The 25,426-nt window shown below is 69.1% G+C and carries 19 protein-coding genes, 1 tRNA gene, 2 pseudogenes and 1 CRISPR repeat array (1 of these 23 running past the window's edge); of the genes and pseudogenes, 12 read left to right on the top strand and 10 right to left on the bottom strand.

Features of this window, described 5'->3' with window-relative positions:
• From HUW53_RS19470 to HUW53_RS19445, 6 genes are all read left to right on the top strand, one after another.
• On the top strand, positions 1-211 hold a 211-nt coding region (locus HUW53_RS19470; RefSeq protein WP_237347420.1), incomplete at its 5' end, for a hypothetical protein.
• A gap of 13 nt (positions 212-224) precedes the next feature.
• Positions 225-3,401: an efflux RND transporter permease subunit gene (locus HUW53_RS19465; RefSeq protein WP_237347419.1), complete on the top strand. Its 3,177-nt coding sequence runs from the start codon at positions 225-227 to the stop codon at positions 3,399-3,401.
• Positions 3,402-3,929: 528 nt separating this feature from the next.
• Positions 3,930-4,604, top strand: coding sequence for a TetR/AcrR family transcriptional regulator (locus HUW53_RS19460; RefSeq protein ID WP_237347418.1), 675 nt, complete (start codon positions 3,930-3,932; stop codon positions 4,602-4,604).
• Positions 4,604-5,566 carry an HlyD family secretion protein gene (locus HUW53_RS19455; RefSeq protein ID WP_237347417.1) on the top strand — a complete coding sequence of 321 codons (963 nt, stop codon included), beginning with the start codon at positions 4,604-4,606 and terminating at the stop codon, positions 5,564-5,566. Before HUW53_RS19460 ends, HUW53_RS19455 begins: the two co-directional genes overlap by 1 nt.
• Positions 5,563-6,549, top strand: a complete 987-nt coding sequence (locus tag HUW53_RS19450; protein ID WP_237347416.1) for an ABC transporter ATP-binding protein — start codon at positions 5,563-5,565, stop codon at positions 6,547-6,549. Before HUW53_RS19455 ends, HUW53_RS19450 begins: the two co-directional genes overlap by 4 nt.
• On the top strand, positions 6,546-7,703 hold the full coding sequence (locus HUW53_RS19445; RefSeq protein WP_370877861.1) for an ABC transporter permease: 1,158 nt from the start codon (positions 6,546-6,548) through the stop codon (positions 7,701-7,703). The genes HUW53_RS19450 and HUW53_RS19445 overlap by 4 nt, the downstream gene beginning before the upstream one ends.
• Positions 7,704-7,762: 59 nt before the next feature.
• On the opposite strand, the gene HUW53_RS19440 is transcribed toward HUW53_RS19445, so the two are convergent.
• A complete protein-coding gene (locus tag HUW53_RS19440; protein WP_237347415.1) occupies positions 7,763-8,299 on the bottom strand; it encodes a L,D-transpeptidase family protein in 537 nt (178 codons plus the stop codon).
• Between the two features lie 118 nt (positions 8,300-8,417).
• On the opposite strand from HUW53_RS19440, the gene HUW53_RS19435 reads away from it, so the two are divergent.
• Together HUW53_RS19435 and HUW53_RS19430 are read left to right on the top strand one after the other, a co-directional pair.
• Positions 8,418-9,104, top strand: a complete 687-nt coding sequence (locus HUW53_RS19435; RefSeq protein WP_237347414.1) for a response regulator transcription factor — start codon at positions 8,418-8,420, stop codon at positions 9,102-9,104.
• Between the two features lie 77 nt (positions 9,105-9,181).
• Positions 9,182-9,640 carry a cyclic nucleotide-binding domain-containing protein gene (locus HUW53_RS19430; RefSeq protein ID WP_237347413.1) on the top strand — a complete coding sequence of 153 codons (459 nt, stop codon included), beginning with the start codon at positions 9,182-9,184 and terminating at the stop codon, positions 9,638-9,640.
• A 13-nt stretch (positions 9,641-9,653) separates the two neighbouring features.
• On the opposite strand, the gene HUW53_RS19425 is transcribed toward HUW53_RS19430, so the two are convergent.
• The 5 genes from HUW53_RS19425 to HUW53_RS19405 all read right to left on the bottom strand — a co-directional run bounded on the left by HUW53_RS19425 (position 9,654) and on the right by HUW53_RS19405 (position 17,822).
• The gene (locus HUW53_RS19425; protein WP_237347412.1) at positions 9,654-10,475 is read right to left on the bottom strand and encodes an exodeoxyribonuclease III; all 822 of its coding nucleotides are present in this window, start codon (positions 10,473-10,475) and stop codon (positions 9,654-9,656) included.
• Between the two features lie 303 nt (positions 10,476-10,778).
• Entirely contained in the window at positions 10,779-12,605 is a 1,827-nt protein-coding gene (locus HUW53_RS19420; protein ID WP_237347411.1) for a DEAD/DEAH box helicase, read from the bottom strand.
• A gap of 207 nt (positions 12,606-12,812) precedes the next feature.
• Positions 12,813-13,655: an outer-membrane lipoprotein carrier protein LolA gene (locus HUW53_RS19415; RefSeq protein ID WP_237347410.1), complete on the bottom strand. Its 843-nt coding sequence runs from the start codon at positions 13,653-13,655 to the stop codon at positions 12,813-12,815.
• Positions 13,656-14,059: 404 nt separating this feature from the next.
• Positions 14,060-16,519, bottom strand: a complete 2,460-nt coding sequence (locus tag HUW53_RS19410; protein ID WP_370877863.1) for a DNA translocase FtsK — start codon at positions 16,517-16,519, stop codon at positions 14,060-14,062.
• 61 nt (positions 16,520-16,580) lie between these two features.
• The gene (locus HUW53_RS19405; protein WP_237347409.1) at positions 16,581-17,822 is read right to left on the bottom strand and encodes an aminotransferase class I/II-fold pyridoxal phosphate-dependent enzyme; all 1,242 of its coding nucleotides are present in this window, start codon (positions 17,820-17,822) and stop codon (positions 16,581-16,583) included.
• A gap of 419 nt (positions 17,823-18,241) precedes the next feature.
• Here HUW53_RS19405 and HUW53_RS19400 point away from each other — a divergent pair.
• Positions 18,242-19,434, top strand: a pseudogene (locus tag HUW53_RS19400) (NRAMP family divalent metal transporter).
• A gap of 50 nt (positions 19,435-19,484) precedes the next feature.
• On the opposite strand, the gene HUW53_RS19395 reads toward HUW53_RS19400, so the two are convergent.
• Positions 19,485-20,438 carry a bifunctional riboflavin kinase/FAD synthetase gene (locus HUW53_RS19395; protein WP_237347408.1) on the bottom strand — a complete coding sequence of 318 codons (954 nt, stop codon included), beginning with the start codon at positions 20,436-20,438 and terminating at the stop codon, positions 19,485-19,487.
• 237 nt (positions 20,439-20,675) lie between these two features.
• A complete protein-coding gene (locus HUW53_RS19390; protein WP_237347407.1) occupies positions 20,676-21,572 on the bottom strand; it encodes a TIGR01459 family HAD-type hydrolase in 897 nt (298 codons plus the stop codon).
• A gap of 251 nt (positions 21,573-21,823) precedes the next feature.
• Between HUW53_RS19390 and HUW53_RS19385 the strand changes: the two genes are divergently transcribed.
• Positions 21,824-21,898, top strand: a tRNA-Gly gene (locus HUW53_RS19385).
• Between the two features lie 408 nt (positions 21,899-22,306).
• Here HUW53_RS19385 and HUW53_RS19380 read toward each other — a convergent pair.
• A pseudogene (locus HUW53_RS19380) lies at positions 22,307-22,618 on the bottom strand (IS481 family transposase); the annotation flags it as partial.
• A gap of 95 nt (positions 22,619-22,713) precedes the next feature.
• Between HUW53_RS19380 and HUW53_RS19375 the strand changes: the two are divergent.
• Both HUW53_RS19375 and HUW53_RS19370 read left to right on the top strand, forming a co-directional pair.
• Positions 22,714-23,031, top strand: coding sequence for a helix-turn-helix transcriptional regulator (locus HUW53_RS19375; RefSeq protein WP_237347406.1), 318 nt, complete (start codon positions 22,714-22,716; stop codon positions 23,029-23,031).
• Positions 23,032-23,045: 14 nt separating this feature from the next.
• Positions 23,046-23,522 (top strand): hypothetical protein, encoded by a 477-nt coding sequence (locus HUW53_RS19370; RefSeq protein ID WP_237347405.1) that lies wholly within the window; start codon positions 23,046-23,048, stop codon positions 23,520-23,522.
• Here the strand turns inward: HUW53_RS19370 and HUW53_RS19365 are convergent.
• On the bottom strand, positions 23,431-24,165 hold the full coding sequence (locus HUW53_RS19365) for a metallophosphoesterase (protein ID WP_237347404.1): 735 nt from the start codon (positions 24,163-24,165) through the stop codon (positions 23,431-23,433). The two genes, HUW53_RS19370 and HUW53_RS19365, sit on opposite strands and share 92 nt — an antisense overlap.
• A gap of 220 nt (positions 24,166-24,385) precedes the next feature.
• Positions 24,386-25,426: a CRISPR direct-repeat array (repeat unit 29 nt; unit sequence CGGTTCATCCCCGCGCATGCGGGGAACAG); it runs 390 nt beyond the window's last position.

Below are 25,426 nucleotides of genomic sequence, written 5' to 3'. Positions count from 1 at the left end.
GGCTGACGCCCCCAAGGCTGACGCCCCCAAGGCTGACGCCCCCAAGGCTGACGCCCCCAAGGCTGACGCCCCCAAGGCTGACGCCCCCAAGGCTGACGCCCCCAAGGCTGACGCGGCGAAGGCTGACGCGGCGAAGGGGGAGGCTGCGAAGGCGGACCCCGCGAAGACAGAGCCAGCAAAGGGCGCTGCCGAACCGTCCACCGCGAAGTGAGGGAGGAGCAGCCATGCGCTTTTCCCATTTCTTCATCGACCGGCCGATCTTCGCGTCGGTGGTCTCCACCATTGTCATCATCCTCGGCGCGGTGTCCTACCTGCGCCTGCCGGTGGCGCAATATCCCGAGATCGCGCCGCCGGTGATCACCGTCACCGGCCAGTATCCCGGCGCCTCTGCCGAGACCGTGGCCGACACGGTGGTCGCGCCCATCGAGCAGCAGATCAACGGTGTGGAGCACATGCTCTACATCTCGTCCAACTCCACGGCGGACGGCCGCTTTTCGATCCAGGTGACGTTCGACCTCGGCACCGACCTCGACACCGCCCAGGTGCAGGTGCAGAACCGTGTCGCCATCGCCGAGCCGCGGCTTCCGGCGGAAGTGCAGCAGGTGGGCGTGGTGACGGCCAAGTCGTCGCCCGACATGCTGCTGGTGGTGAACCTTTATTCGCCGGACGGCTCGCGCGACGCGCTGTTCATGTCGAATTTCGCCAACATCCAGATCAAGGACGTGCTCTCGCGCCTTGACGGTGTCGGCTCCATCACCGTGTTCGGCTCGCGCGACTACGCGATGCAGATCTGGATCGACCCCGAGCGGCTCTCGCAGCTCAACCTCACGTCGAATGACGTGGTGGCGGCGCTCAAGGCGCAGAACGTGCAGGTGGCCTCGGGCATCCTGAACGCGCCGCCGGTGCCCAAGCAGGGCGCGTTCCAGATCGCCGTGCGCACCCTTGGACGCCTGTCGACGCCGGAGGAGTTCGGCGAGATCGTCATCAAGCAGACGGACCAGGCGCTGGTGCGCCTGAAGGATGTCGGCCGGGTGGAGATTTCGGCCCAGGACTACGCCTCCACCTCCTTCCTGGACCGCTATCCTTCGGTCGCCCTCGGCGTGTTCCAGCGGCCCGGCTCCAACGCGCTCTCCACCGGCAACATGCTGGTGGAGGAGATGAAGCGCATTCGCACGACCTTCCCGAAGGGTCTGGAATACGGCATCTACTACAACCCCACGGAGTTCATTCAGCAGTCCGTGGACGCGGTGGTGCATACCATCGGCGAGGCCATCATTCTGGTGGTGCTGGTGGTGATCTTGTTCCTGCAGAGCTGGCGGGCGGCGATCATTCCCATCCTCGCCATTCCGATCTCGCTCATCGGCACCTTCTTCGTCATGGCCATGTTCGGCTTCTCGCTGAACAATCTGTCGCTGTTCGGCCTGGTGCTGGCGATCGGCATCGTGGTGGACGACGCGATCGTGGTGGTGGAGAACGTGGAGCGCAACATCGCGGCCGGGCTGTCGCCGCGCGATGCCGCCTACAAGACCATGGACGAGGTGGGCGGGGCGCTGGTGGCCATCTCGCTGGTGCTGTCCTCGGTGTTCGTTCCCACCGCCTTCATCACCGGCATCTCGGGCGCCTTCTACCAGCAGTTCGCGCTGACCATCGCCGGCTCCACCCTGATCTCGCTGCTGGTGTCGCTGACCCTGTCGCCGGCCATGTGCGCGCTGCTGCTGAAGCCGCACAAGGAAGGCCATGAGCACCATGCCTGGTATGCCCGGCCGCTGCTGGGCTTCTTCCGCATCTTCAACCGGGGCTTCGAGGGGCTGGGCAACGGCTACGCCTGGATGACCTCGCGCCTGGTGCGGGTGGTGGCGCTGGTGCTGCTCGTCTACGTGGGCATCGTCGGCTTTGGCGGCTACCTGTTCACCAGCACGCCCCAGGGCTTCATCCCGCAGCAGGACCGTGGCTACCTGATCGTGGTCGCCCAACTGCCGCCGGGCGCCGCCATGGAGCGCACCGAGCAGGTGATGAAGCGGGCCGGCGACCTCGTGCTCGGCACGCCGGGCGTGGCGCGCATCGTCAACATCGTCGGCTTCTCGGGCGCGACCTTCACCAACGCCCCCAACGCCGGCGCCATGTTCGTCATCCTGGAGCCGTTCTCGGTGCGCGGCGGTGATCCGTCCCGCTCGGCGGCGGCGGTACAGCGGACCTTGTTCGGCAAGATGGCCTCCATCCAGGAGGCGCAGATGATCGTGGTGCAGCCGCCGCCGGTGCAGGGCATCGGCAACGCCGGCGGCTTCCGCATGATGGTCGAGGATCGCGACGGCGCGGGTCTGCTCGCATTGCGCAACGCCACCTATGCCATGATGGGCGCCGCCGCCCAGACGCCGGGGCTGATGCAGGTCTACACCCTGTTCGAAACCTCGACGCCGCAGCTCTATCTCGATATCGATCGCGAGAAGGCGCAGCTCCTGAAGGTCAATGTGAACGATGTGTTCACCGCGTTGCAGACCTTCATCGGCTCCACTTATGTGAACGACTTCAACATGTTCGGCCGCACCTTCCGGGTGCAGGCGCAGGCCGACGCGAAGTACCGCATGGAAGCCAAGGATGTGCTCGCCATCCGTGTGCGCACGACCAATGGGGATACGGTGCCGCTGGGTTCCTTCACCACGGTCAAGGACATCTCCGGTCCCTATCGCGTGCCGCGCTACAACCTCTATCCGTCGGCGGAACTCGACGGCTCGCCGGCGCCGGGCTATTCCCAGGGGCAGGCCATGAGGATCATGGAAGGCCTAGCCCAGAAGGTGCTGCCCCAGGGCTTCGCCTATGAGTGGACCGGGATCGCCTACCAGCAGGAGCGGGCGGGCAACACCGCCATCTTCGCCTTCGCGCTGGGCGTGGTGTTCGTGTTCCTGGTGCTGGCCGCGCAGTATGAGAGCCTGACCCTGCCGCTGGCGGTCATCCTCATCGTGCCCATGTGCCTGGTGGCGGCCCTGCTGGGCGTGATCCTGAGGGGGATGGACAACAACATCCTCACCCAGGTGGGCTTCATCGTGCTGATCGGCCTCGCCGCCAAGAACGCCATCCTGATCGTTGAGTTCGCCAAGCAGCTCGAGGATCAGGGGCATGGGCGGCGGGAGGCGGCGGTGGAGGCGGCGCGGCTGCGGCTGCGGCCCATCATCATGACCTCGCTCGCCTTCATCCTCGGCGTGGCGCCGCTGGTGTGGGCGGAGGGGGCCGGCGCCGAGCTCCGGCAGTCCCTGGGCACGGCGGTGTTCTCGGGCATGATCGGCGTGACCTTGTTCGGCCTCGTGTTCACGCCGGTGTTCTATGTGTTCGCGCGCTGGCTCGCGGGCCTGCGCGGTGGGCGGGCGAAGGTCGCGCCGCCTGAGCACCCGACCCCGGCGGAGTAGGACCGGGCATATCCGACGGCGCATTTCGGGGCTGGCTGCAGGCATTGCAGGCAGCCCCGATCGCTTTGAGAAGGGTGCAGCCCCGGGAGAAGCGTCCGGACCTGAGGCCGGGCCATGGGGCGGCTCCGGGACCAGCTTCCCGCGTCCCGCTTGTCGCATTCCGGCCGGCGCCGAACATCTCGGCCCGAGGCGCTTGGCTCCCACCCCTTCGGCCCGCCCTTCGGTGCACCCCGCCGGCCCGAGTCCGCCGGCCCCGTCCATGGCCGGGGGCCTTGGCTTTCACGCGCAGCGTGTTGGCCGGTGGGCGCGCGCGGGGGCGGCTCCGGGTTGGACCTGGCCAGAATTCGACGCTCGCAGGGTGTGGAAACTGTGGCATTCTACTCCTGCTTTTAATATGACTGACGCGTCAGTCATTGTGTGGGCGTCATGGCCGAACCCGAATCTGCATCCAGCATCGCGCCCCCGAGCGGACCTGACGACGGCCCCCCGGCCGCCGGCCAGTCGGTTGTCGGCACGTCCGTTGTCGGCATGTCCGTTGTCGGCATGTCGGCCGCGGGCATTGCCGTCCCCGCCGCCGGGAGCGGACGCCGTCGCGCGCCGGCCATGGCGCGGGAGGCGCGCCGTCGCGCCATTCTCGACGCGGCGCTGGCGGCGTTCTCCACCCACGGTTTCGCCGAAACCAAGCTGGATGAGGTGGCGCGCCGGGCCGGCGTCGCCAAGGGCACGCTCTATCTCTATTTCACCGACAAGGAGGCGCTGTTCCGCGCCTTGGTGGAGGAGACGATCGCCGCCGCGCTGCTTGATGCGGATGCCCTGGTGGCCGGCTTTTCCGGCACCACGGGGGAACTGCTGGAACGCCTGATGACGTTGCTGGCCGACCGGGTGCTCGAAGGACCGGCGGCCGCCCTCGTCCGCCTGATGCTGGGGGAGGGCGCGCGCTTTCCCGAACTCGCGGTCTTCTACCACGGCCATGTGGTGTCGCGCGGGCTCGCCCTTATCCGCCAGGTGGCGCAGCGCGGGCTCGACCGTGGCGAGCTGACGAGCGATCTCGCGGTGCGCTTTCCGCAATTGGTGGTGGCGCCGGCCATTCTCGCAGTGGTGTGGAACGGCCTGTTCGCGGCGGTGGAACCGCTGGACACGCGGGCCTTGCTCGCAGCCCATCGCGAGCTGCTGCTCAAGGGCCTTGGATGGAGAGACAGCTGATGCGCACGCCCTTTGCGGGCCCGGTCCTGGCGCTGCTTTCGGCCCTTGTCCTCGCGGGTTGCGATGGCGGGCCGCAGAACAGCTTCTCGGGCTATATGGAAGGCGACCTCATCTTCATCGGCCCCAACGAGCCGGGCCGGGTCACGGCGCTCGCCGTGAAGGAGGGCGACCGCGTTGCCAAGGGAGCGCTGGTCGCCACGGTTGAGGACGACCTTCAGCGCGCCGATCTCGACAGCGCCACCGCCCAGTTGCGGGAGGCCGAGGCCCGCCTCGCCAATGCCCAGGCGCCGCTTCAGCGGCCGGAGGAAATCGCGGTGCTGGAGGCGGCCGAGCGCCGCGCGTCGGCGGCCCTTGATCTCTCCCGCATCGATCTGGCGCGGCAGAAGGACCTTGTGCCGAAGGGCGCATCGTCCCAGGCCAATCTCGATGCCGCCCAGCATGCGTTCGACCAGAACCAGGCCGCCCTTGACGAAGCGCAGCGGCGGATCGCGGCGGCCGGCATCGCCTCGCGCACGCAGGAGATTGCTGCGGCCGAAGGCGCCATGGGGGCGGCCCAGGCGGCGGAAGCGGCGGCCCAGGTGCGCCTTGCCCGCCGCACGCTCACGGCGCCTGCGGCGGGGGCCATCCAGACCGTCTATTACCGGGTGGGCGAACTGGTGCCGGAGGGCCGTCCGGTGGTGTCCCTGCTGCCGCCGGGGCTGGTCAAGATCCGCTTTTTCGTGCCGGAGGCGGTGTTGCCCAAGGTGGCGCTGGGCGACGCGGTGAGCGTTTCCTGCGACGGGTGCCCGCCCATCACCGGCAAGGTGAGCTTCATCTCGGCTTCGGCCGAATATACGCCCCCCGTCATCTACAGCCGCGAGGAGCGCGCCAAGCTCGTCTATCTCATCGAGGCACGGCCGGACGATCCCGCGACCGCGCGGCCCGGCCAGCCGATCACCGTCAGCCTGGGCGCGGCGCCATGAGCGAAAGCGCGGCCGCTACGCCCGAACCCTCGCCGGAGACGGTCGCCATCGCCGTGGAGGGCCTGTCCAAGAGCTTCGACGGCCGCATGGTGGTGGACCATCTCACCATGCGGGTGATGCGGGGGCAGATCTACGGCTTCCTCGGCCCCAACGGTTCGGGCAAGACCACCACCATCCGCATGCTGTGCGGCTTGCTGACGCCCGATTCCGGCAGCGGCACCTGCCTTGGCCTCGACATCCGCACCGAGTCCCGCAAGATCCGCGAGCGCGTGGGCTACATGACGCAGCGCTTCTCCCTCTATCAGGATCTCTCTGTGCGGGAGAACCTGGAGTTCGTGGCCCGCCTCTATGGCGTGCCGAAGCCGGAGCAGGCGGCGGCCGCGGCCCTGGAGCGGCTGGGCCTTGCCGGGCGCGGCAGGCAGCTCGCCGGTGCCCTCTCCGGGGGCTGGAAGCAGCGTCTGGCCCTGGGCGCCTGCATCCTGCCGAGCCCCGACCTGCTGCTGCTCGACGAGCCCACAGCCGGGGTCGATCCCAAGGCGCGGCGCGAGTTCTGGGCGCAGATCCACGATCTGGCCGCAGAGGGGCTCACGGTGCTGGTCTCCACCCATTACATGGACGAGGCCGAGCGCTGCCACGAGATCGCTTATATCGCCTATGGGCGGCTTCTGGCTCAGGGCACGGTGGCGAGCGTGATCGCCGCCTCCGGCCTGTCCACCTGGACGGTGGAGGTGAAGGGCGCCGAGGGCCACGCGGCCGGGCAGGTCATCACCGCCCTGTCGCGCGCGCTCGGCAGCCGGCCGGGCGTGGACATGGTGGCGCCTTTCGGCACCCAGCTCCACATTTCCGGGCGGGATGCGGCCGCGCTCGAAGCCGCCATCGCGCCCTTCCGCGCCGACCCGAAGCTCACCTTCCGCCAGGATGCGCCGACCCTGGAGGATGTCTTCATCGACTTGATGGGCCGCTCCAAGGACGAGTTGCGATGAGCCGCCCCGATGCCGCCCTCGGGCCGATGGCATCGGCGCGCGGCGTGCTGCGCCGGATCTCGGCCATGATCGTGAAGGAATTCATCCAGCTCCGCCGGGACCGGGTGAGCTTCGCCACCATGATCATGATCCCGCTCCTGCAGCTCATCTTGTTCGGCTATGCCATCAACACCACGCCGCGCCACCTGCCGGCCGCGGTCTTTACCCATGAGAACAACGACGTCACCCGCGCCATCCTGGCCGCCTTGCGCAATACGGCCTTCTTTTCCTTCGTCAGGCAGGTGAAGAGCGCCGACGAGGCCGAGCACCTGATCCGCGCCGGCGATGTGCTGTTCTTCGTGGAGATTCCGGCGGGGTTCGAACGGGACCTGCGGCGCGGCGATGGTCCGCAGCTCCTGGTGGCGGCCGACGCCACCGATCCGGTGGGCTCGGCCAATGCCCTCGCCGCGCTCGCCGGGGTGGTGAGCACCGCGCTCACCCGCGAGCGGTTCGTGGATGCGCCCGGCGGCGCGCCGTTCGAGATTGTACAGCACCGGCGCTACAATCCGGCCGGCACCAGCCAGCTCAATATCGTGCCGGGCCTGCTCGGCACCATTCTCACCATGACCATGCTCATCTTCACCGCTTTGTCGGTGACGCGGGAGATCGAGCGGGGCACCATGGAAAGTCTTCTGTCCATGCCCATCCACCCGGTGGAGATCATGCTGGGCAAGATCGTGCCCTATGTGGCGGTGGGCATCCTGCAGGCGGTGCTGATCCTGGCCGCCGGCATGATCTTGTTCGGGGTGCCGCTGGAGGGCTCGGCGCTGATGCTGGCGGGGGTGACGCTGTTGTTCATCACCACCAACCTGTCCATCGGCTATACTTTCTCCACCCTGGCGCAGAACCAGCTCCAGGCGGTGCAGATGTCGTTCATGTTCTTCCTGCCGAGCATCCTGCTCTCGGGCTTCATGTTTCCCTTCTCGGGCATGCCTTTGTGGGCGCAATGGATCGGCGAGGCGCTGCCGCTCACGCATTTCCTGCGCATGGTGCGGGGCATTTTGCTGAAGGGCTCGAGCGTCGCCGACCTCCAGGGCGATGCGGTGGCGCTGCTGGTGCTGATGCTGGTGGCCATGGGCATCGCCGTGGCCCGCTTCCGGCAGACGCTGGATTGACGCCAACGGCCCGCGTGGCCTCACCCGGTGCCGGTCGCGGGGGGAAGGGTCTTGAGGCGTCAGGGGGCGATGACGATCTCGGCGCCCGGCCTGAGGCGGGCCACCAGCCGCCGCAGCTCGCCCCGTGGGAGTGCCACGCAGCCCTCGGTGGGGCGCAGGCCCGGCCGCGCCAGATGCACGAACACCGCCGAGCCGCGCCCCATGATGCGCGGGCGGGTGTTGTGATCGAGCACCAGCACCAGGTCGTAGAGATGGTCCTCGCGCCACAGCCGTTCGTGGGAGGCGCTAAACGGCAGCGTGACCGGGCGGTTGTAGCGCCGGTGGCCGCTCGCGTCGCACCAGCCGTCGGTCCGGGCGATCGGGCGGCAGGGCAGGCGGGTGAGCGGGCGCGGCCCGGCATCGGGGCGGTAGAGCAGGCCGAGGATGCGCCAGCGCCCGGCCGGGGTTCGCCCGTCACCCTCGCGCTTGTCGGCACTGATTCCCGACCGCCCGAGGGCCACCCGCAGCGCCCGGCCACCGGCCACCAGAACCCCTTCGTGGCGCAGCCCGGGACGGCGGTGGACCCTCAATCGGGAGATGCCCACAGGATGTTCCATGTTGCGACCCATTATGTTACCGGCAAGGCGATGATTTGGTGCGGGGAAAATTTGCACCGCGCCTGAGCCGTGCTGTACTTGCACGACGAGCGTGCCCGCAAGGGCACAGGAGGATTCGATGGCCAATGCGTGGAAGATCCTGGTGGTGGAGGACGACCCGGAGCTGCGCGATGCGTTGATCGAGCAGCTCGCCCTCCAGGACGAGTTCGAGCCCATCCCGGCGGACAGCGCGGCCGCCGCCATCGAGGCGGCCAAGAACGGGGCGGTGGATCTCGTTATCATGGATGTGGGCCTGCCCGACATGGACGGGCGCGACGCGGTGCGGCAGATCCGCCGCAACGGCTTCAAGGCGCCGGTCATCATGCTCACCGGGCACGACAGCGACAGCGACACCATCATGGGGCTGGACGCCGGAGCCAATGACTATGTGACCAAGCCGTTCCGCTTCTCGGTGCTGCTGGCGCGCCTGCGGGCGCAGATGCGCTCCCACGAGGCGAGCGAGGATGCGGTGTTCGCCATCGGCCCCTATTCGTTCCGGCCGGGCGCCAAGATGCTGCTGACCGAGCGCGGCTCGAAGATCCGCCTGACCGAGAAGGAAACGGCGATCCTGCGCTATCTCTATCGGGCCGGGAAGACGCCGGTGCCGCGCGAGACGCTGCTGCAGGAGGTGTGGGGCTACAATTCCGGCGTCACCACCCACACGCTGGAAACCCATATCTACCGCCTCCGGCAGAAGATCGAGCCGGACCCGGCCAATCCGACCCTGCTCGCCACCCAGGCGGGCGGCTATAAGCTCGTGCCCTGATGGCGGTGAGTCCGCCGCGCGGCAGCGGCAAGGGCGACGCCGAGCAGAAGGCGCGCGCCAGGGCCAGGCGGAACCGTATGGTCGCGATCCTGCGCCGCATCGCCACCTTCAGCGCGCTGGGCGATGCGGCGCTGGCGCAACTGGTGGCGCAGTCCCGGCGGGTGAACCTTTCGGCCGGCGACACCCTGTTCCGGGCCGGCGATGCGGCGGAGTGCGGCTATGTCCTCATGTCCGGCCGCATGGAGCTGTCCGACACGCGGCGCGACGGCCTGCGGCATGGCGTGCTGGAGGTGGCGGCGGAGGCGCTGATCGGCGAGATCGCGCTCATCGCCCCGACCCCGCGCCCGGCGACGGCGGTGGCGCTTGAGCCCTGCACGCTGCTGTGCATCCCCCGCGCGCGCTTCCTGGCGGTTCTGGAGGGCGAGCCGGCGGCGACCGCTGCCCTGCGGCAGGCCATCGCCCAACGGCTGGAGGTCACGCTGAAAGCGCTCGACGGGGTGCGCGCGGAGCTGGAGCAGGCGCCGACCGGGGCCTGAGCGCGTGCGCTGTTCAGGCGAAGGTGAGGGCCACCGGGACGTGATCGGACGGCTTTTCCCAGCCGCGCGCATCCTTCAGCACGGTCATGGCGGCGGCGTGGGGCGCCAGCGCGGGATTGGCCCAGACGTGGTCGAGCCGGCGGCCGCGATCATTGGCCGTATAATCGGGCGAACGATAGCTCCACCAGGTGAACAGCTTGTCCTGCGGCGGCACGAACCGGCGCATGGTGTCCACCCAGCGGCCGGCGGCCTGCCAGCGGGCCATGCGCTCCACCTCCACCGGGGTGTGGCTGACCACGTTCAGAAGTTGCTTGTGGTTCCACACATCGGCTTCGAGGGGCGCGATGTTGAGGTCCCCCACCAACACCGCATGGCGGTCCTGGGCGGTGGCGTCGTCGAGGAGGCGCGGCCAGGCGGTCACCTCGTCGAGGAAGGCGAGCTTGTGGGCGAATTTGGGGTTCAGCTCCGGGTCGGGCACGTCGCCGCCGGCGGGAACATAGAAATTATGGATGGTGACCGGCTTGCCGAGCCCATGCTCGGGCGCGAGCGTGACCGCCACATGGCGTGCATCGCCCTTGCCGCAGAACTCCTGCCGCGTCACGTCCGCGAACGGCCGGCGCGAGAAGGTGGCAACCCCGTGCCAGCCCTTCTGCCCGTGGAGGGCGATGTGGGGAAAGCCCAGCTCGCGGATGGCGGCGAGCGGAAATTTGTCGTCCTGGCACTTGGTTTCCTGGAGGCACAGGACATCCGGCTGCAACGCCGCGACGGCCTCGCGCAGGATATCGAGCCGGATGCGGACGGAATTGATGTTCCAGGTGGCGATGGTGAGGGACAAGGTGGCAACGGCATGAAAAATGGAAGGGAGATCTAGGGGTAGAGCAGGCGGGGCAGGCGCGCAAGGGCAGGGACGCGCACGGGCACGCAAGGGCGGGGACACGCGCACGGGCGGGGGAGCGCGGTCCATTCGCCGGTGACCTCAGCCCCTGGCGCCAGCGCGGAACGCTTGGAGCATGCCACCGGCTGAGGTTCTGGACCTCAGCCGGTGGCATCGCCCGCGCGCCGCGCTGGTCTTGGTTTGAACGGCTTCAATCGATCGCGGGCGGTGGCCGGCGGGCTCCAGGCCGGAGCCGGGGCGCGCTCAGGGCCGTTGCTGCCGCTTTCCGGTCGGCTTGCCTTCCGGCTTGTTCGGCCGGCTGCGTCCGGGCGCGCCCTTGGGGGCACCACGGCCCGGGGGTTTGGGATCGCGCGGGGGCTCCTGGCCCGATCCGCCGTATGCGGGCTTGTCGCGGAAGGACTTGCTCCGCGCTGGCTTGTCCTGGCCCTGTTTCCATCGCGGCGCCTTGGCCCGACCGGGGTGCTCGGGACGGCTCCCCGGCGGTCCGCCGGGGAGCGGCTCGATGACTTCGTTGGAGCCGTCCGGCTTGCGCAGCGCCGCGCTGAAGCCTTCGAGCGCGGCGGCGCTGACCTCGAACGCGGTCTCCTCATCAAAGATGCGGATGGCGCCAATGTCGTCGCGGGTTACGTTTCCGCGCCGGCAGATCAGCGGCAACAGCCAGCGCGGATCGGCCTTGTGCCGGCGTCCGATGTTGAGGCGGAACCACGCCCCGCCGATGGCGCCACCGGTGCTCCGCCCGGCGGCCCGGTCACGGGCGCCGCGCGGCTCGCCGGGATCGGCGACCTCCTCCGGCGCGGGCAGGCCGGCGCGATAAAGGCGCACCAGCGCCGCCACCAGATGCTCGGCCGGGTGCTCGGCCAGTAGCGTGCGGGCGACGGCGGCGTCGTCGTCGCTCGGCTCCTCGGTCAACAGCGGATCCCGCAGCATGCGCTCGTGATCGAGCTTGCGGATCTCGTCGGCGGTGGGCGGGCCCGACCAGGCCGGGGTCAGGCCCAGCGCCCGCAGCATGTCCTCGGTACGGCGCCGGCGGAACGGGGGCACCAGTAGCACGCTGACGCCCTTGCGCCCGGCCCGCCCGGTCCGGCCGCTGCGGTGCTGAAGACTCTCGGCGTCGTTGGGAAGGTCGGCATGAATGACCAGCGAGAGGCTCGGCAAATCGATGCCGCGGGCGGCGACGTCGGTGGCCACGCACACCCGCGCGCGACCGTCCCGCAGCGACTGCAGCGCCGCGTTGCGCTCGTTCTGGCCGAGCTCTCCGGACAGGGCGACCGCGGAAAACTGCCGCTCCTGAAGCGTCGCGTGCAGGTGCCGCACGGTTTCGCGCGTGTTGCAGAACACGATGGCGCCCGGCGCATCGTAATAGCGCAGCAGGTTGACGACCGCGTGCTCGATCTCCTTCGGCACCACGCGAATGGCGCGGTATTCGATATCGGCGTGCCCGCCCTCCGCGCTCGCCACTTCGATGCGTAGCGCGTCGCGCTGGTAGCGCTTGGCCAAGGCGGTGATGCCGCGCGGCAGCGTCGCCGAGAACAGCAGGCTGCGCCGCTCCGGCGGCGTGGCGTCGAGGATGAATTGGAGATCCTCGCGGAAGCCGAGGTCGAGCATCTCGTCGGCTTCATCGAGCACCACCACCCGCACCGCGGAGATGTCGAGCCGGCCCCGCTCCAGATGGTCGCGCAGGCGACCGGGGGTGCCGACCACGATGTGGGCGCCGCGGGTGAGCGCGCGCTGCTCCTGGCGCGGGTCCATGCCGCCGACGCAGGACACGATGCGGGCCCCGGTCGCCGCATAGAGCCACGCGAACTCGCGCTGCACCTGCAGCGCCAGCTCGCGAGTGGGGGCCACCACCAGCGCCTGCGGCGCGGCGGCCGGTCCGAAGCTCTCCTCGGCGCCCAGCAGCGTTTCGGCCATGGCGAGGCCATAGGCCACGGTCTTGCCGGAGCCGGTCTGCGCGGACACCAGAAGGTCCCGGCCCGAGGCCTCCGGAGCCAGCACCGCGCCTTGCACCGGTGTCGGGTCGTTATAGTCTCGGTCCGCCAAGGCGCGGGCGAGCGCGGGGTTTGTCGTCATGAAGGGCACGGCCGGTTCCGCCTATCTTGCACTGTCGTCAGGCGTCGAACGGGAGCCATCGGAAGGGGTTGAGAATAAGGTTATCCTTAATCGAGCCGGAGCGTCGATGCCACAGCCGATGCGGCGCGATCCCATGATGCGCGTCCGGTTTGGGAGAGCGGGCCGGGCGCGGCGTCTCGCGCCGCCCGGTCGGGCCATTGGCCGGGCTTATTGCAGCATGCGCTCGAAATTGATGACGAACAGGCGCGGGTCGGGCCGCTTGTTCACCTGCACGTTGCTCAACGTCACCTGGGTGTCGTAGCCCTGGGGGTCGGTGACCACCCATTGTTTCAGGGCCGAGGTCTTGGTGTCGAACAGGATCAACAGGCGGTAGGTGCCCAGCATCGGCACCTGATGCTGCATGGTCACCGTGATGAAGCGGTCGTCCTGGAAGATGCCGGTCACGTTCGGGTCGTTGGCGAGGTCCACCCTCTCCGCCAGCAGGAAGCGCAGCGGCGTCTGGTTGAGCGGGGTGATGTCCTGGGTGTTCAGGCTGCGGTCGCGTACCGCCACCGACTGGCCGTTGGAAATCAGCTCCACCGGGCTCGGCGGGTCATATTGAAAGCGCACGCGGCCCGGCTTCTGCATGTAGAAGTCGCCGGTGCGGCGGGTGCCGTCCGGGTCCAATTGGGTGAAATTGCCGGTCATGGACTGCACGGAATTGTAATAGTCGGTCACCCGCGCCACCGTCGCCGGGCTCGCCCGCCCGTCGGGCAGGGCCGGGGTGGGCGCGGGGGCAGGTGCCGCGGGCGCGCGGGCTTCCGCGGTCCCGGCGGGCTTGAAGGGCGCGCTCGGCCGGTGCGGCGGCAGCGGCGCCGAAGCCGGCGGCTGCGCCGTGCTGGCCGATGAGGATTTGGAACTGCCGCTGCTCGGGCTGCCGTCCAGGGGGCCGCCCCAGAGCGAGCCGGGCGGCAACGCCTCCTGCGCCCACACGGCGGATGACGCCAGCGCGAGAGCGAGACACAGGCTCGCGGCCATCACACGCGGGGCAGAACAACGGCTCGACATCATTCAAGGTCTCTGAAACGAGGACGGGGCCCGGACCAATGCCCGCGCGGACACGTCCGCGCACACCTGGCCAAGGCCCACGGCCGACCGACGCAGACGCGGCATCGAAGCCCCTAGCGGCAGCCTATGGCGATCCTGTGGCCCGGCGGTCACAGATGCAAGAGGAAGCCGGGTGCGCCACGAGGGCGCGGCGGACCCGGCGGGCACGGGCGCACGCCCGGCGACGCTCCGCCGCAGGGGCATCACCCCCGCCCGGCGTGGGCCGACGCGCCGTGGCTCCGAACGGAGAGGGCGGCGCACGGGTTTGCCTGAGGCGGCAGCGGCCTTGCTCCCGCTCCCCGAGCCGATGCCGTCACCGCCCCGCGGGCGAGGGCAGGGGAGGACGCCGGCCGCGCGCCGGCGCGGGCTCATTCAGCGGCCTCTTCCGGCAGCAGGATCTCGCGCTTGCCCGCGTGGTTGGGCGCGCCCACCAGGCCCTCCTTCTCCATGCGCTCCACCAGGGAGGCGGCGCGATTGTAGCCGATCTGCAGCCGGCGCTGGATGTAGGAGGTGGAGCATTTGCGGTCGCGCATCACCACGTTGACCGCCTGGGAATACAGGTCGCGCCCGTCCTCGCCGAAGCCGCCCTTGTCGAATACGGCGCCGTCCTCGTCGTCCTCGTCCGGCTCGGCGGTGACCGAATCGATATAGGCCGGCACGCCCTGGGCCTTGAGGTGCTTGACCACCTCTTCGACCTCCTCGTCGGAGACGAACGGCCCATGCACGCGGCGGATGCGTCCGCCGCCGGCCATGTAGAGCATGTCGCCCTGGCCGAGGAGCTGCTCGGCCCCCTGTTCGCCGAGGATGGTGCGGCTGTCGATCTTGGAGGTGACCTGGAACGAGATGCGGGTGGGGAAATTGGCCTTGATGGTGCCGGTGATGACGTCCACGGACGGGCGTTGCGTCGCCATCACGAGGTGGATGCCGGCGGCGCGGGCCATCTGGGCGAGGCGCTGGATGGCGCCCTCGATGTCCTTGCCGGCGACCAGCATCAGGTCCGCCATCTCGTCCACCACGATGACGATGTAGGGCAGGGCCTCGAGATTCATCTCCTCCCGCTCGTAGATGGCCTCGCCGGTCTCGTGGTCGAAGCCGGTCTGCACCGTGCGCGAGACGGTCTCGCCCTTCTCGGCGGCCTCGCGCACACGGGCGTTGAAGCCGTCGATGTTGCGCACGCCGAGCTTGGACATCTTCTTGTAGCGGTCTTCCATTTCCTTGACCGCCCATTTCAGCGCCACCACCGCCTTCTTCGGATCGGTGACGACCGGGCACAGCAGGTGCGGGATGCCGTCATAGACGCTGAGTTCCAGCATCTTCGGGTCCACCATGATGAGCCGGCACTGCTCCGGCTTCATCCGGTAGAGCAGGGACAGGATCATGGTGTTGATGGCCACCGACTTGCCCGAGCCGGTGGTGCCCGCCACCAGCAGATGGGGCATGCGGGCGAGGTCCACGATCACCGGATCGCCGCCGATGGTCTTGCCGAGGCTGATCGCCAGCTTGTGGCCCGAATCGCCGAAGTCCTTGGTGGAGAGCATGTCGCGCAGCAGCACCTTGTCGCGCTTGGCGTTGGGCAGCTCAATGCCGATCGCGTTGCGCCCCGGCACCACCGCCACGCGCGCGGACACCGCGCTCATGGAGCGGGCGATGTCGTCGGCGAGGCCGATCACGCGGGAGGACTTGATGCCGGGCGCCGGCTCCAGCTCGTAGAGCGTCACCACCGGTCCGGGGCGCACGTCCACGATCTCGCCGCGCACGCCGAAGTCCTTGAGGGTGGCTTCCAGCAGGGCGGCGGTGTCTTTGAGCGCCTCCGGGGAGAGGGCGGGCGCCTTGCTGGCGGGCGCGGGAGCCAGCAGGTCGAGCGGCGGGAACTGGTAATGCCCCTTGCGCCCGGCGGGCTTGCGGGCGCCGCGCCGACGCCGGCCGGTGGCGCTCTCGGCGATCAACTCCGCGTCTTCCTCAAGCACGGCTTCCTCGCCGCCGGAGCGCGGCGCGGGGCCGTCGGCGCCGATGCGCGGTTCGACCCGGCCGTGGATGTCGCTGGATCCCGGCTCGCCGGTCAGCCGATCGCGCGCGAACCCGGCAATGCCGGACGGCGTCAGCGATGGCAGGTGATGATGGCCGAACAGCCGGGCTTTGAGCGACAGCACGGTGTGGGTCAGCGCGCCGAGCGACACGGCGGTGCCGTCGTCATCCTCGTCCTCCTCGTCGTCCCCGTCCTCGTCGAGGGCGGTGAGCGGCTTGAGCGGGGTGCGCCGGCCGCCGGCGAAGGCGAGGAACAGGGCCGCGGCACCCACCACGGCGCCGATGGCGCCCACCAGCAGCTCACCCATGGACGCGGCGGCGCCGATGCCGAGCAGGCTGGCGAGCCGCGGGAACAGGTCGCCGATCACGCCGCCGAGGCCGGTGGTGGTGGGCCATGTGCCCAGGCGCGGCACGGCGCTGAGGAAGGCGCAGGCCCCCACCAGCCCCACCGCCCAGGCGGTGATGCGCAGCTTCGCCCGGCCGAAGGGCCGGTGGGTGATGAGCCGCCAGCCCCAATAGACGAGCGGCAGCACCACCACGAGACACGCGAGGCCGAACACCTGCATCAGCAGATCGGCGACGATGGCGCCCGGCCGCCCCAGAATGTTGTGCACGGCCGAATCGGTGGCGTTGGAAAAGCTCGGATCGGAGGCCGACCAGGTGATGAGCGCCGCCGTCGCCAGCGCGCCGGCAAGGGCGATCGCCACCCCGATGATCTCCCGGCTGCGCCGCCTCACCCCCTGGCGCACGGCCTCGGGGATGAAATCGAGCCGCGGGGCCTGGGGCTGCATGCGGGAATGCATCACCGCATCGGCCGAACGGCGGGCCGTGGTGGAGGTCGCGGGCATGGGCGCAGCTCTCCTTTCAGTCCAGGGCGGTGTCGAGACCGGCGACGAGGCGCTTCAGCACCGCCTCCGAGGTGGGCAGATCGTGCACCAGGGCGACGCGCAGCCAGTCCTCGGCGGGGTTGGCGCCGGAGAGGTCGCGGCGGGCGAGATAGCCGCCGGGCACGGTGCGCAGGCCCTGCTCGCGCCACAGCTTGAGGGCGGCGGCCTCGCCGCCGGTGCGGCCCTCGCCCTTCAGGTGCGACACGTCGAGCCACAGGAAGAAGCCGCCGCCGGGCCGGCTGTAGCCGAAGCGAGTGCCGATGATGGCATCGGCCAGGTCGAACTTGGCCCGGTAGAGGTCGCGGGAGTGGACCACATGGGCCTCGTCCTCGAGCGCGGCCACCGCCACCGCTTGCAGGGGCTCGGGCACCTGCGGCGCCGCCACCCAGCGGAACGCCAGGAACTCCTTCAGGAAGGCCGCGTCGCCGGCGCAGAAGCCGCACCGCAGGCCGGGCAGGGACGAGCGCTTGGACAGGGAGTTGAAGGTGATGGCGCGGCTGAACTCGCCGTTCGCCACCTCCAGGATGCCGGGCGGTTTTTCCGCACCCAGATAGATCTCCGAATAGCATTCGTCGGAGAACAGAAAGGCGCCGTGGCGGCGCGCCAGCTCCAGCGCCCGGCCGAGATAGTCGGCGGAGGCGATGGCGCCTTGCGGATTGGCGGGCGAGGCGATGTAGATCGCCACCGTGCGGTCGAGCAGCGCCGGGTCGAGGGCGTCGAGATCCGGCAGCCAGCCGCTGGCCTGCGTGGTCGGCAGCACCACCGCGTCGCAGCCGGCGGCCTCGGCGCCGGCGGCATAGGCGGCATAGAAGGGATTGGGCAGCAGCATCGCCGGGCGCTGGCCCTTGGCGAGCTTGCGCTCGGTCACCAGCCGCCGGGCGACGATGGCGGCCGAGAACAGGCCCTCGCGGGAGCCGTTCAGCGCCAGCACCTCGCGGTCCGCGTCCAGGGGCCGGGCGAGGGCGTAGCGGCGCTCCAGCCAGCGGGCGGCCGCGGCGCGGAAGGTGGGCGTGCCCTCGGCGCGCGGATAGCGGCCGAAGCCGGCGAGATTGCCCGCGAGCACCGGCCCCACGAAATCGGGCATGGCGTGCTGCGGCTCCCCGACTGCGGCGCTCAGCGGCGCGCGGCCGGGCTCGAGGCCGGCAAGGAGCTCGGCCAGGCGGATGAAGGGTGAGCGGCGGTCCTCCACGGAGGCCGGCGCGGGAACGGGGGCGGGCAAAATGGGCAGCCTCGGCGCACGATCTGGGTCAATTTGCGCCACTGTGCGCCCGGTACGGTTAAGGCGTGGCTAACTCCGGTGTCGCCGCGCGCCGTTCGCGGTGCCGCCTCGCCCGCAGGGGCTTCAGCGGGCCGCAGCCGTGGCCCGCCGGCCGGGCGCGTCCCGCCGCGCGGTGTGGCGTCCTGTTGGCGGCGATCGATCATGGCGTACTGTATTGATGTGGAATAAATACAATATATCTCGCGAGTATTCATATATATTGACGTCTATGTTTGTCCTCAATTATCGCTTGTATCGGGACCGTGGTGGCGCCGCTGCATGGGGGATAAGATGTCGGTCGAGTTTTAAATTGTCGAGCCGGCGCCATCGCCGGCGACCGGATCCCGCCGGCGCACGGCGCTCGTGGCCTATCTGCGGCCATGGGTCCGGGGCTGGTGGTGACGCTGGCGGATACCGACGCGGGCAGCCTCATCACCGCTGCCCAGAGCGGCGCGCAATGGGGCTATGCCCTGCTTTCGGCGCAAATCATCCTCATCCCCATCGTCTACATGGTGCGGGAGCTGACGATCCGCCTCGGCGCGGTCACCGGGAAGGGCCATGGCGAGCTGATCGAGGCGCATTTCGGCCGGGGCTGGGCGTGGCTGTCGGTGTCGACGCTGCTCATCGCCTGCACCGGCGCCATCATCTGCGAAATGAGCGGTGTCGCCGGCGTGGGGCTCATGTGGGGCATCCCCATGTGGGTGTCGTGCGGGGCCGTCACCGCGTTTCTTTTGATCGTGGCGGTCACCGGCTCCTATCTGCGGGTGGAGCGGGTGGCGATTGCGGTGGGGCTGTTCGAGCTGGTCTTCCTGGTCGCCATGGTAATGTCCGCGCCCCAGCCGGCCCAGGTGATGGCGGGGCTCACCACCTTTCCCATCGACAATTCCTACTATCTGGTCCTGGTGGCGGCCAACATCGGCGCGGTGGTGATGCCGTGGATATCTTCTACCAGCAGTCCGCGGTGGTGGATAAGGGCCTCGGCATCGCGAACATCAAGGGCTCGCGCTGGGACACGGCGATCGGCTCGGTGGTCACCCAATTGGTGATGATCGCGATGCTCGTCACCACCGCAGCCACCTTGTGGGCCAACCACGAGGGCGGGGTGGACCTCAATACGGTGGAGCAGATCAGCGATGCCATCACCCCCCACCTGGGGGTGGACGCGGGGCGCATCCTGTTCTCCATGGGCATGGTGGGGGCGGCGCTGGTGGCGGCCATCGTGGTCAGCCTCACCGCCGCCTGGGGCATGGGCGAGGTCACCGGCTATCGCCGCAGCCTGGGCGACGGGGTGAAGCAGGCGCCGTGGTTCTACGTGGTCTATGTCGCGGTGCTGGCGGTGGGCGCCACGGTCGTGATGTCGGGGGTGAACCTCATCGACATCAACATCTTCGTCCAGGTGGTGAATGCGCTGCTGCTGCCGATCGTGCTGGGCTTCCTGGCGGTGCTGTCCCAGAAGGCGCTGCCGGAGCCTTACCGCCTCAAGGGGCGCTATGCGGTGGTGGTGTGGACGGTCACGGTCGTGATGTGCGCCCTCGGCGTCTATTCCGGCATTGCCGGCATTTTCACCTCATGAGCCCGCGCGCGGGGCGCTTGCCGCTCCGCGCGCCAGCCCGGCGCGTTGTGTCAGAGCTGCGCGAGCACCGCGCGGGCGCGGCGGGCGTCCTCGGCGATCTGCGCCACCAGGGCGTCGATGCCCTCGAACTTCAGTTCCGGCCGCAGGTAGGCGTGGAGTTCCACCTCCAGGGTCTGGCCATAAAGGTCGCCGGTAAAGTCGAACAGGTGCACTTCCAGCAGCGGCGCGCCATTGTCGAAGGTCGGACGACGGCCGAAATTCGCCACGCCGTCGAAACGACGGCCGTCCGCAGTGTTGGCGCGCACCGCATAGATGCCGAAGGCGAGGTCGATATTTCCCGCCAGTGCCAGATTGGCGGTGGGAAAGCCGATGGTGCGTCCGCGCTTGTCGCCGTGGCGCACCTCGGCGGTCACGGTGAAGGGGCGGCCCAGCATGTGGGCGGCATGGCCCACCTGCCCGGCCGACAGGGCCTTGCGGATGGCGGTGGAGGAGATGGGGTCGTCTTCGTCGCGCATGGGGTCCACCACGGTCACCGCGAAGCCATGGCGGCGCCCGGCGCCTTCCAGGAACGTTGGCGAGCCGGCGCGGGCGCGGCCGAAATGAAAATCGAACCCCACCGCGATGCCGCTGACCCCATAGCGCCCCACCAGGATGTCACGCACGAAGGCTTCCGCATCCATGGTGGCGAGGGCCTGATCGAACGGCAGCACGATCGCGCCCTCAAGGCCGCTCGCGGCGATCTGGCGGAGCTTGGCCCCTTCCGGGGTCAGGCGGAAGGGGGCGGTCTGCGGGCTGAAGAAGGTGCGCGGGTGCGGCTCGAAGGTGAGCGCCAGCGCCGGTGCGCCCCGCTCGCGGGCCATGGAGCGGGCGGCTTCGAACACGGCACGGTGACCCCGGTGGACACCGTCGAAATTGCCGATGGCGAGCACGGGCCGCGCCAGGGTCGGGGGGAGAGGGTCGGACCCGCGCAGGACGATGAAGGCGGGGGAGGAGGAAACAGGCATCGGCGGCGTGCGAACCCCATATGGGCAGAACCAAAGCGGCAAAGCCGCGTGGCCATGGAGCGCCGCCGGGGCCGGGCGCCGCTGGCTGGGACACGCTCTAGAGCATTTTCGCGCGCAGGGAAATCCGGTTCGCGACAAGAAAATGCGCCAGACCGTGCGCCAGAGCGCCTTTCACAGCCGCTACGCCAGCGGGCTCGGGGGGCGGCGGGCCGCTTACGCGCCGCGCCTCACCTGATCTCACCAGGCCAGACGCGGCATGACCCCGCGCGGATGCGCATGGCCGTCGAACAGGGCGGCGAGGGAGGCGCTGTCGGGCACGGCGCCGTCCGCCGCCTTCAGCTCGGCCGCGTGGATGCCGCCGGCGATGAATAGGCTGTCGAAGCCGGCCGCATTGGCGCCGGCGATATCGGTGCGCAGCGCGTCGCCGATGCCGAGCACCCGCGCCGTGTCGAGCCGCCCGCCGCGCAGGGCCGTCGCGAGGCCGAGGGCGGTCTCGTAGATCGGGCGGTAGGGCTTGCCGCAATAGACGGCCTCGCCGCCGATGTCCTCATAGGCCTTGGCGATGGCGCCGGCGCAATAGACGAGGCTGGCCCCGCGCTCCACCACCAGATCGGGATTGGCGCAGATGAAGGGCAGGCTGCGCGCCTTCATCTGGGCGAGCATGTCGGCGTAATCGTCCGGCGTTTCCACATTGTCATCGAACAGGCCCGTGCACACCACGAGGTCCGCGGCCTCCAGGGGGCCCAGGGCGACATCGAGGCCGTCATAGGTGCTGAGGTCCCGCTCCGGTCCCAGGTGGAACACGTTCACCCTGCCACGCGCCGACAGCAGGGTGCGGGTGACATCCCCGGAGGTGACGATGGCATCATAGCTGGTGCGCGGCACGCCGAAGCCGTCCAGCATGGCGATGATGGCGGTATTGGGCCGCGGCGCGTTGGACACGAGCACGACGCTGGCGCCGCCGGCACGGGCTTGCTCAAGGGCGGCGCAGGCCGCCGGAAAAGCATGGACGCCGTTGTGGATGACGCCCCACACATCACAGAGGATGAGGTCGTAATCCGCTGCGAACGCGGACAGTCCCGCGATGAGCGGGGGCGCGCCAATGCGGTGCGCCGCCGGGGTACCTTCAGCCATGCCGTCGTTTCCCTTGTGTGCAGCGCACAGGTGCCACGGGCCGCGACCGATCACAAGAGCGGACGGCGCAAGGCTGGCGCAGCTGTGGTGCAGGAACCCGCTATGCCGGTCCGGCCCGCCGGATGCGGCCGCCCTCCCGCGGCCATGGGGCAGGCGGGGACACCGTGGGCCTCCGGCGCGGCGAACCGTGTGGGCAAATGCAGCTTGCCTCTTGCTGTGGGGCACGAGCCTTGGCTATGGTGCGCACCGACGCGGGCGTAGTTCAGTGGTAGAACGACAGCTTCCCAAGCTGTATGTCGTGGGTTCGATTCCCATCGCCCGCTCCAATTTCGCGAGCTATGACAAGAGCTTGTCGGCTTGCCGTTGAGCTACACGTTCCTCGCGTTCCTCGTCACGTTCCTCGGTTAGATGGGGCGGCTATCGCCGGCTTGCTTCGCGCGGTGCGCCTGACGGAGTCGGGCGACCTTGCGTGATTTGCCGACCGTACCGCGAATATATCGCACCGTCGTCGACATTTGCGAGTGTCCTGCGGCGGATCGGATTTCGTCGAGCTCCGCGCCGGCGTCGTCCGCCTCTGAAATGCCTCCGGCACGAGCATCCATATTCCAAATCGCGTCAGGAATCCCCGCCGCGCGCGCGACCGCGCGCCATTCACGAGCGTATGCGTGCTCAGCGTAGGGTCGCCCCGCTGTTTCATCAACGATCAGCGGTCCGACGCGCTGGCCGATGGGAATGCGATTCAGGGATGATCGGGTCAGGTGCGGGATCGTCGCCTGCAGGGCGTAGAGGCAGTCATCCAGCGGCAGCAGGGTGTGCTTGCGGAAGGCGACAATGATCGCCTCGTCCTCGATACCCAGTACCGTCGAATGGGCATCCTTGGGACCGGTCGGCAAGTCCTTGACCGCCGTGCGCTTCTTCCACTTGGCGACGGTCTTCTGGTTGATCCCGTACCGCTTAGCCAGAACCCTCAGGCTCTCTTGACTATGTTGTATCGCGCGACGGACTGCCTCTGTCGTGCGGGCGCTCCCGTGCAGAATCTGTCCCATAGCGCATCCTTCCACCCTTGCATGGATAATGCACCATCAAATGCCGGGACCATACAAAGGCGCGCATCCCCTCCCTGCGGGCGGCGGCCGAGCTGGTGAAGCTCGGCGAGGACATCGCCATCGCGCGCAAGCGCCGGTGCTTCACGCAGCAGCGGCTGGCGGACGGGGTAAGCGTCAACGTCGCCACCATCCGGCGTCTGGAGCGCGCGGACCCCGGTGTGTCCATCGGTACGCTGGCGATGGTGTTCCTGACCCTGGGCGAGCACAGCCGCCTCGCGGATCTGCTCGATGTGTCGAAGGATGACATCGGCCTCACGATCAGCGTGAACGCGTTGCCGCAGCGGGTGCGCACCGGCCGCAAGCGGACCGGCAAGGTCCATGATGGTCAGGGAACGGATGAGGTGGCGTTCTGAGCACGGGACGGATCATGCTGATTCCGACGAGCGGCGGCGTGCTCCGTCAGCTCGCCGCGGCCGGCGCCCTGGACGCAGCGACGGGTGCCGGCTGGCAGGTTGTCATTGCCGACCTGGTGGAGAGGGAGGCCTGCGGCTGGGAGAGGGGTCAGCCCCAAGCGCAAGAGGTCCTCTCCTGGATCGAGAGCGCCGGCGGCGCTGTGCAGCGGGTGGAGACTGCGCCGGGCGTCGCCTATGGCGCCCTGCTGAAGCGGGAGGAAACGCCGGCGGCCGTCGCCACGCTTGAACGCTTGCGGCGCGGCGGCGGCGCCCGCGCCGTGCGCGATTTCGTCGAGGGGCTGGAGCCGGGCGAGGTCGGCTCCGTCCTCGTGGTTGATGACGATCCGGGCGTCGCCACCCTCATGAGCGCGGCTCGGGTGCCCGTGCAGTGCCTGCCGGCGGCACAAGCGCTTCAGCTTCTTGCCGAGCAGGCTCCCCGATCACCTCGATGAAATCGACGGGCCCGCCCGGCGTGTCGTCGTCGAACACGCCAACGACGAGGCGGCCGGTGGACCAGGCGAAGGTATCAAGATCGGTGCGGTGAGTCTTCAGCACTGGGCCATCGGCGAACTGGTGATGACCATGGACCACGTGGAAGTCGTCATGCCCGCCCTGTTCATCGTCTCCATGGAGAGCCCAGAGCAGGGTGCTTTCCCGCTGACCGTGGAGGGGACGATAAGGGTCGATGGCCGCATGCACGTAGACCCGCTGCAGGTCCACATGCATGAGGGGCAGACCCTTCAGCCAGTCGATATGGGTATCGGGCACGAAATCGGCAGAGTCGCCATAGGACCGAAGCGTCACATCGCCCCCGTTGCTCATCCACAGTTTGCGCTCGATGAACACGGCCTCGGAGCAGGTGAGCGCCCGCAGCATCATCTCCTCATGGTTGCCGCGCAGGCAGACCCATTCCCAGCCCTGCGACGGGCCGGCGACCAGGCGCGCGATGACCTGCTTGCTCTTCGGCCCCCGGTCCACATAGTCGCCCAGGAACACGACGGTGCCGCTCGCCACGCGCGCTTCGATGGTCGCCAGGGCCGCCTCGAGAAGATCGGCCCGGCCGTGCAGGTCGGCGATGGCGAAGGTCAGCGACATGGGATTTTTCAGGACGTGTGAGTAAGGCGCTCCCCTCCCCGGAGCGGGAGGGGTTGGGGGTGGGAGGACGGCGGCCATCGTCGGCGCTGGCCGGGGATCAGGCGCTACCCCCTCATTCTGCCCCTTGTTTGATCCGGGCCGGAGGCCCGAGAGAACCCGCGGAGCGCGCACGGTGGCAGCCGGAACGCCTCCGCCCCGTAGCCAGACGAGCGCCCATCTGCGGTTCATCCCCGCGCATGCGGGGAACAGGTGGTGCACCGGTCGCGGAACTCGCGCTGTTCCGGTTCGTCCCCGCGCATGCGGGGAACAGGGTGGAACCCCCAGGAGATCGCGCCCATCACCGGTCCATCCCCGCGCATGCGGGGAACAGGTGTGCAGGTACAGGAAATAGGGCAGCGCGAACGGTTCATCCCCGCGCATGCGGGGAACAGTTGCCGGCCTCTCAACCGGCGCGGGCCAGATGCGGTTCATCCCCGCGCATGCGGGGAACAGCCCGCAATTTCACGTTGCGAAATCATCCCCCACGGTTCATCCCCGCGCATGCGGGGAACAGTCAAAGACGCTGTAGTCGTTCCGTTCTTTGGTCGGTTCATCCCCGCGCATGCGGGGAACAGCATGCTCGCCAACTCGCCGAGCTATACAATATCGGTTCATCCCCGCGCATGCGGGGAACAGCTTGGTGCCGTCCACCAGCCCCATGATGCTGTCGGTTCATCCCCGCGCATGCGGGGAACAGCCAGCCGGGGCCGCCCGCTGTCCGCGCGCCATCGGTTCATCCCCGCGCATGCGGGGAACAGATCCCACTCCTCATTGAGGCAGATCGCTTTTGCGGTTCATCCCCGCGCATGCGGGGAACAGATAGGTCATTGTCCCTATACCGTCCCAGAATCCGGTTCATCCCCGCGCATGCGGGGAACAGCGCGAGGGTCCGGGTTTCGCGCGCACCAAAGACGGTTCATCCCCGCGCATGCGGGGAACAGGACGGCAATGCGGCGGCGGGCACTGTCCTGACCGGTTCATCCCCGCGCATGCGGGGAACAGGTGACCACGGCGATGGATGCGATCTGCTCGCGCGGTTCATCCCCGCGCATGCGGGGAACAGCCGGTGCGGCGGTTCGAGCCGGCCTATTGGCACGGTTCATCCCCGCGCATGCGGGGAACAGGGAAGGTTGGACCGGCGTTTCTGGAACGCTTACGGTTCATCCCCGCGCATGCGGGGAACAGTTCGGTGGGGGCGGATAGTTCGGGCATGCGGTCGGTT

This window comes from Xanthobacter agilis, assembly GCF_021730435.1.
GTDB classification, from domain to species: Bacteria; Pseudomonadota; Alphaproteobacteria; order Rhizobiales; family Xanthobacteraceae; genus Xanthobacter; species Xanthobacter agilis.
This window is presented reverse-complemented; position numbering and strand designations above follow the sequence as displayed.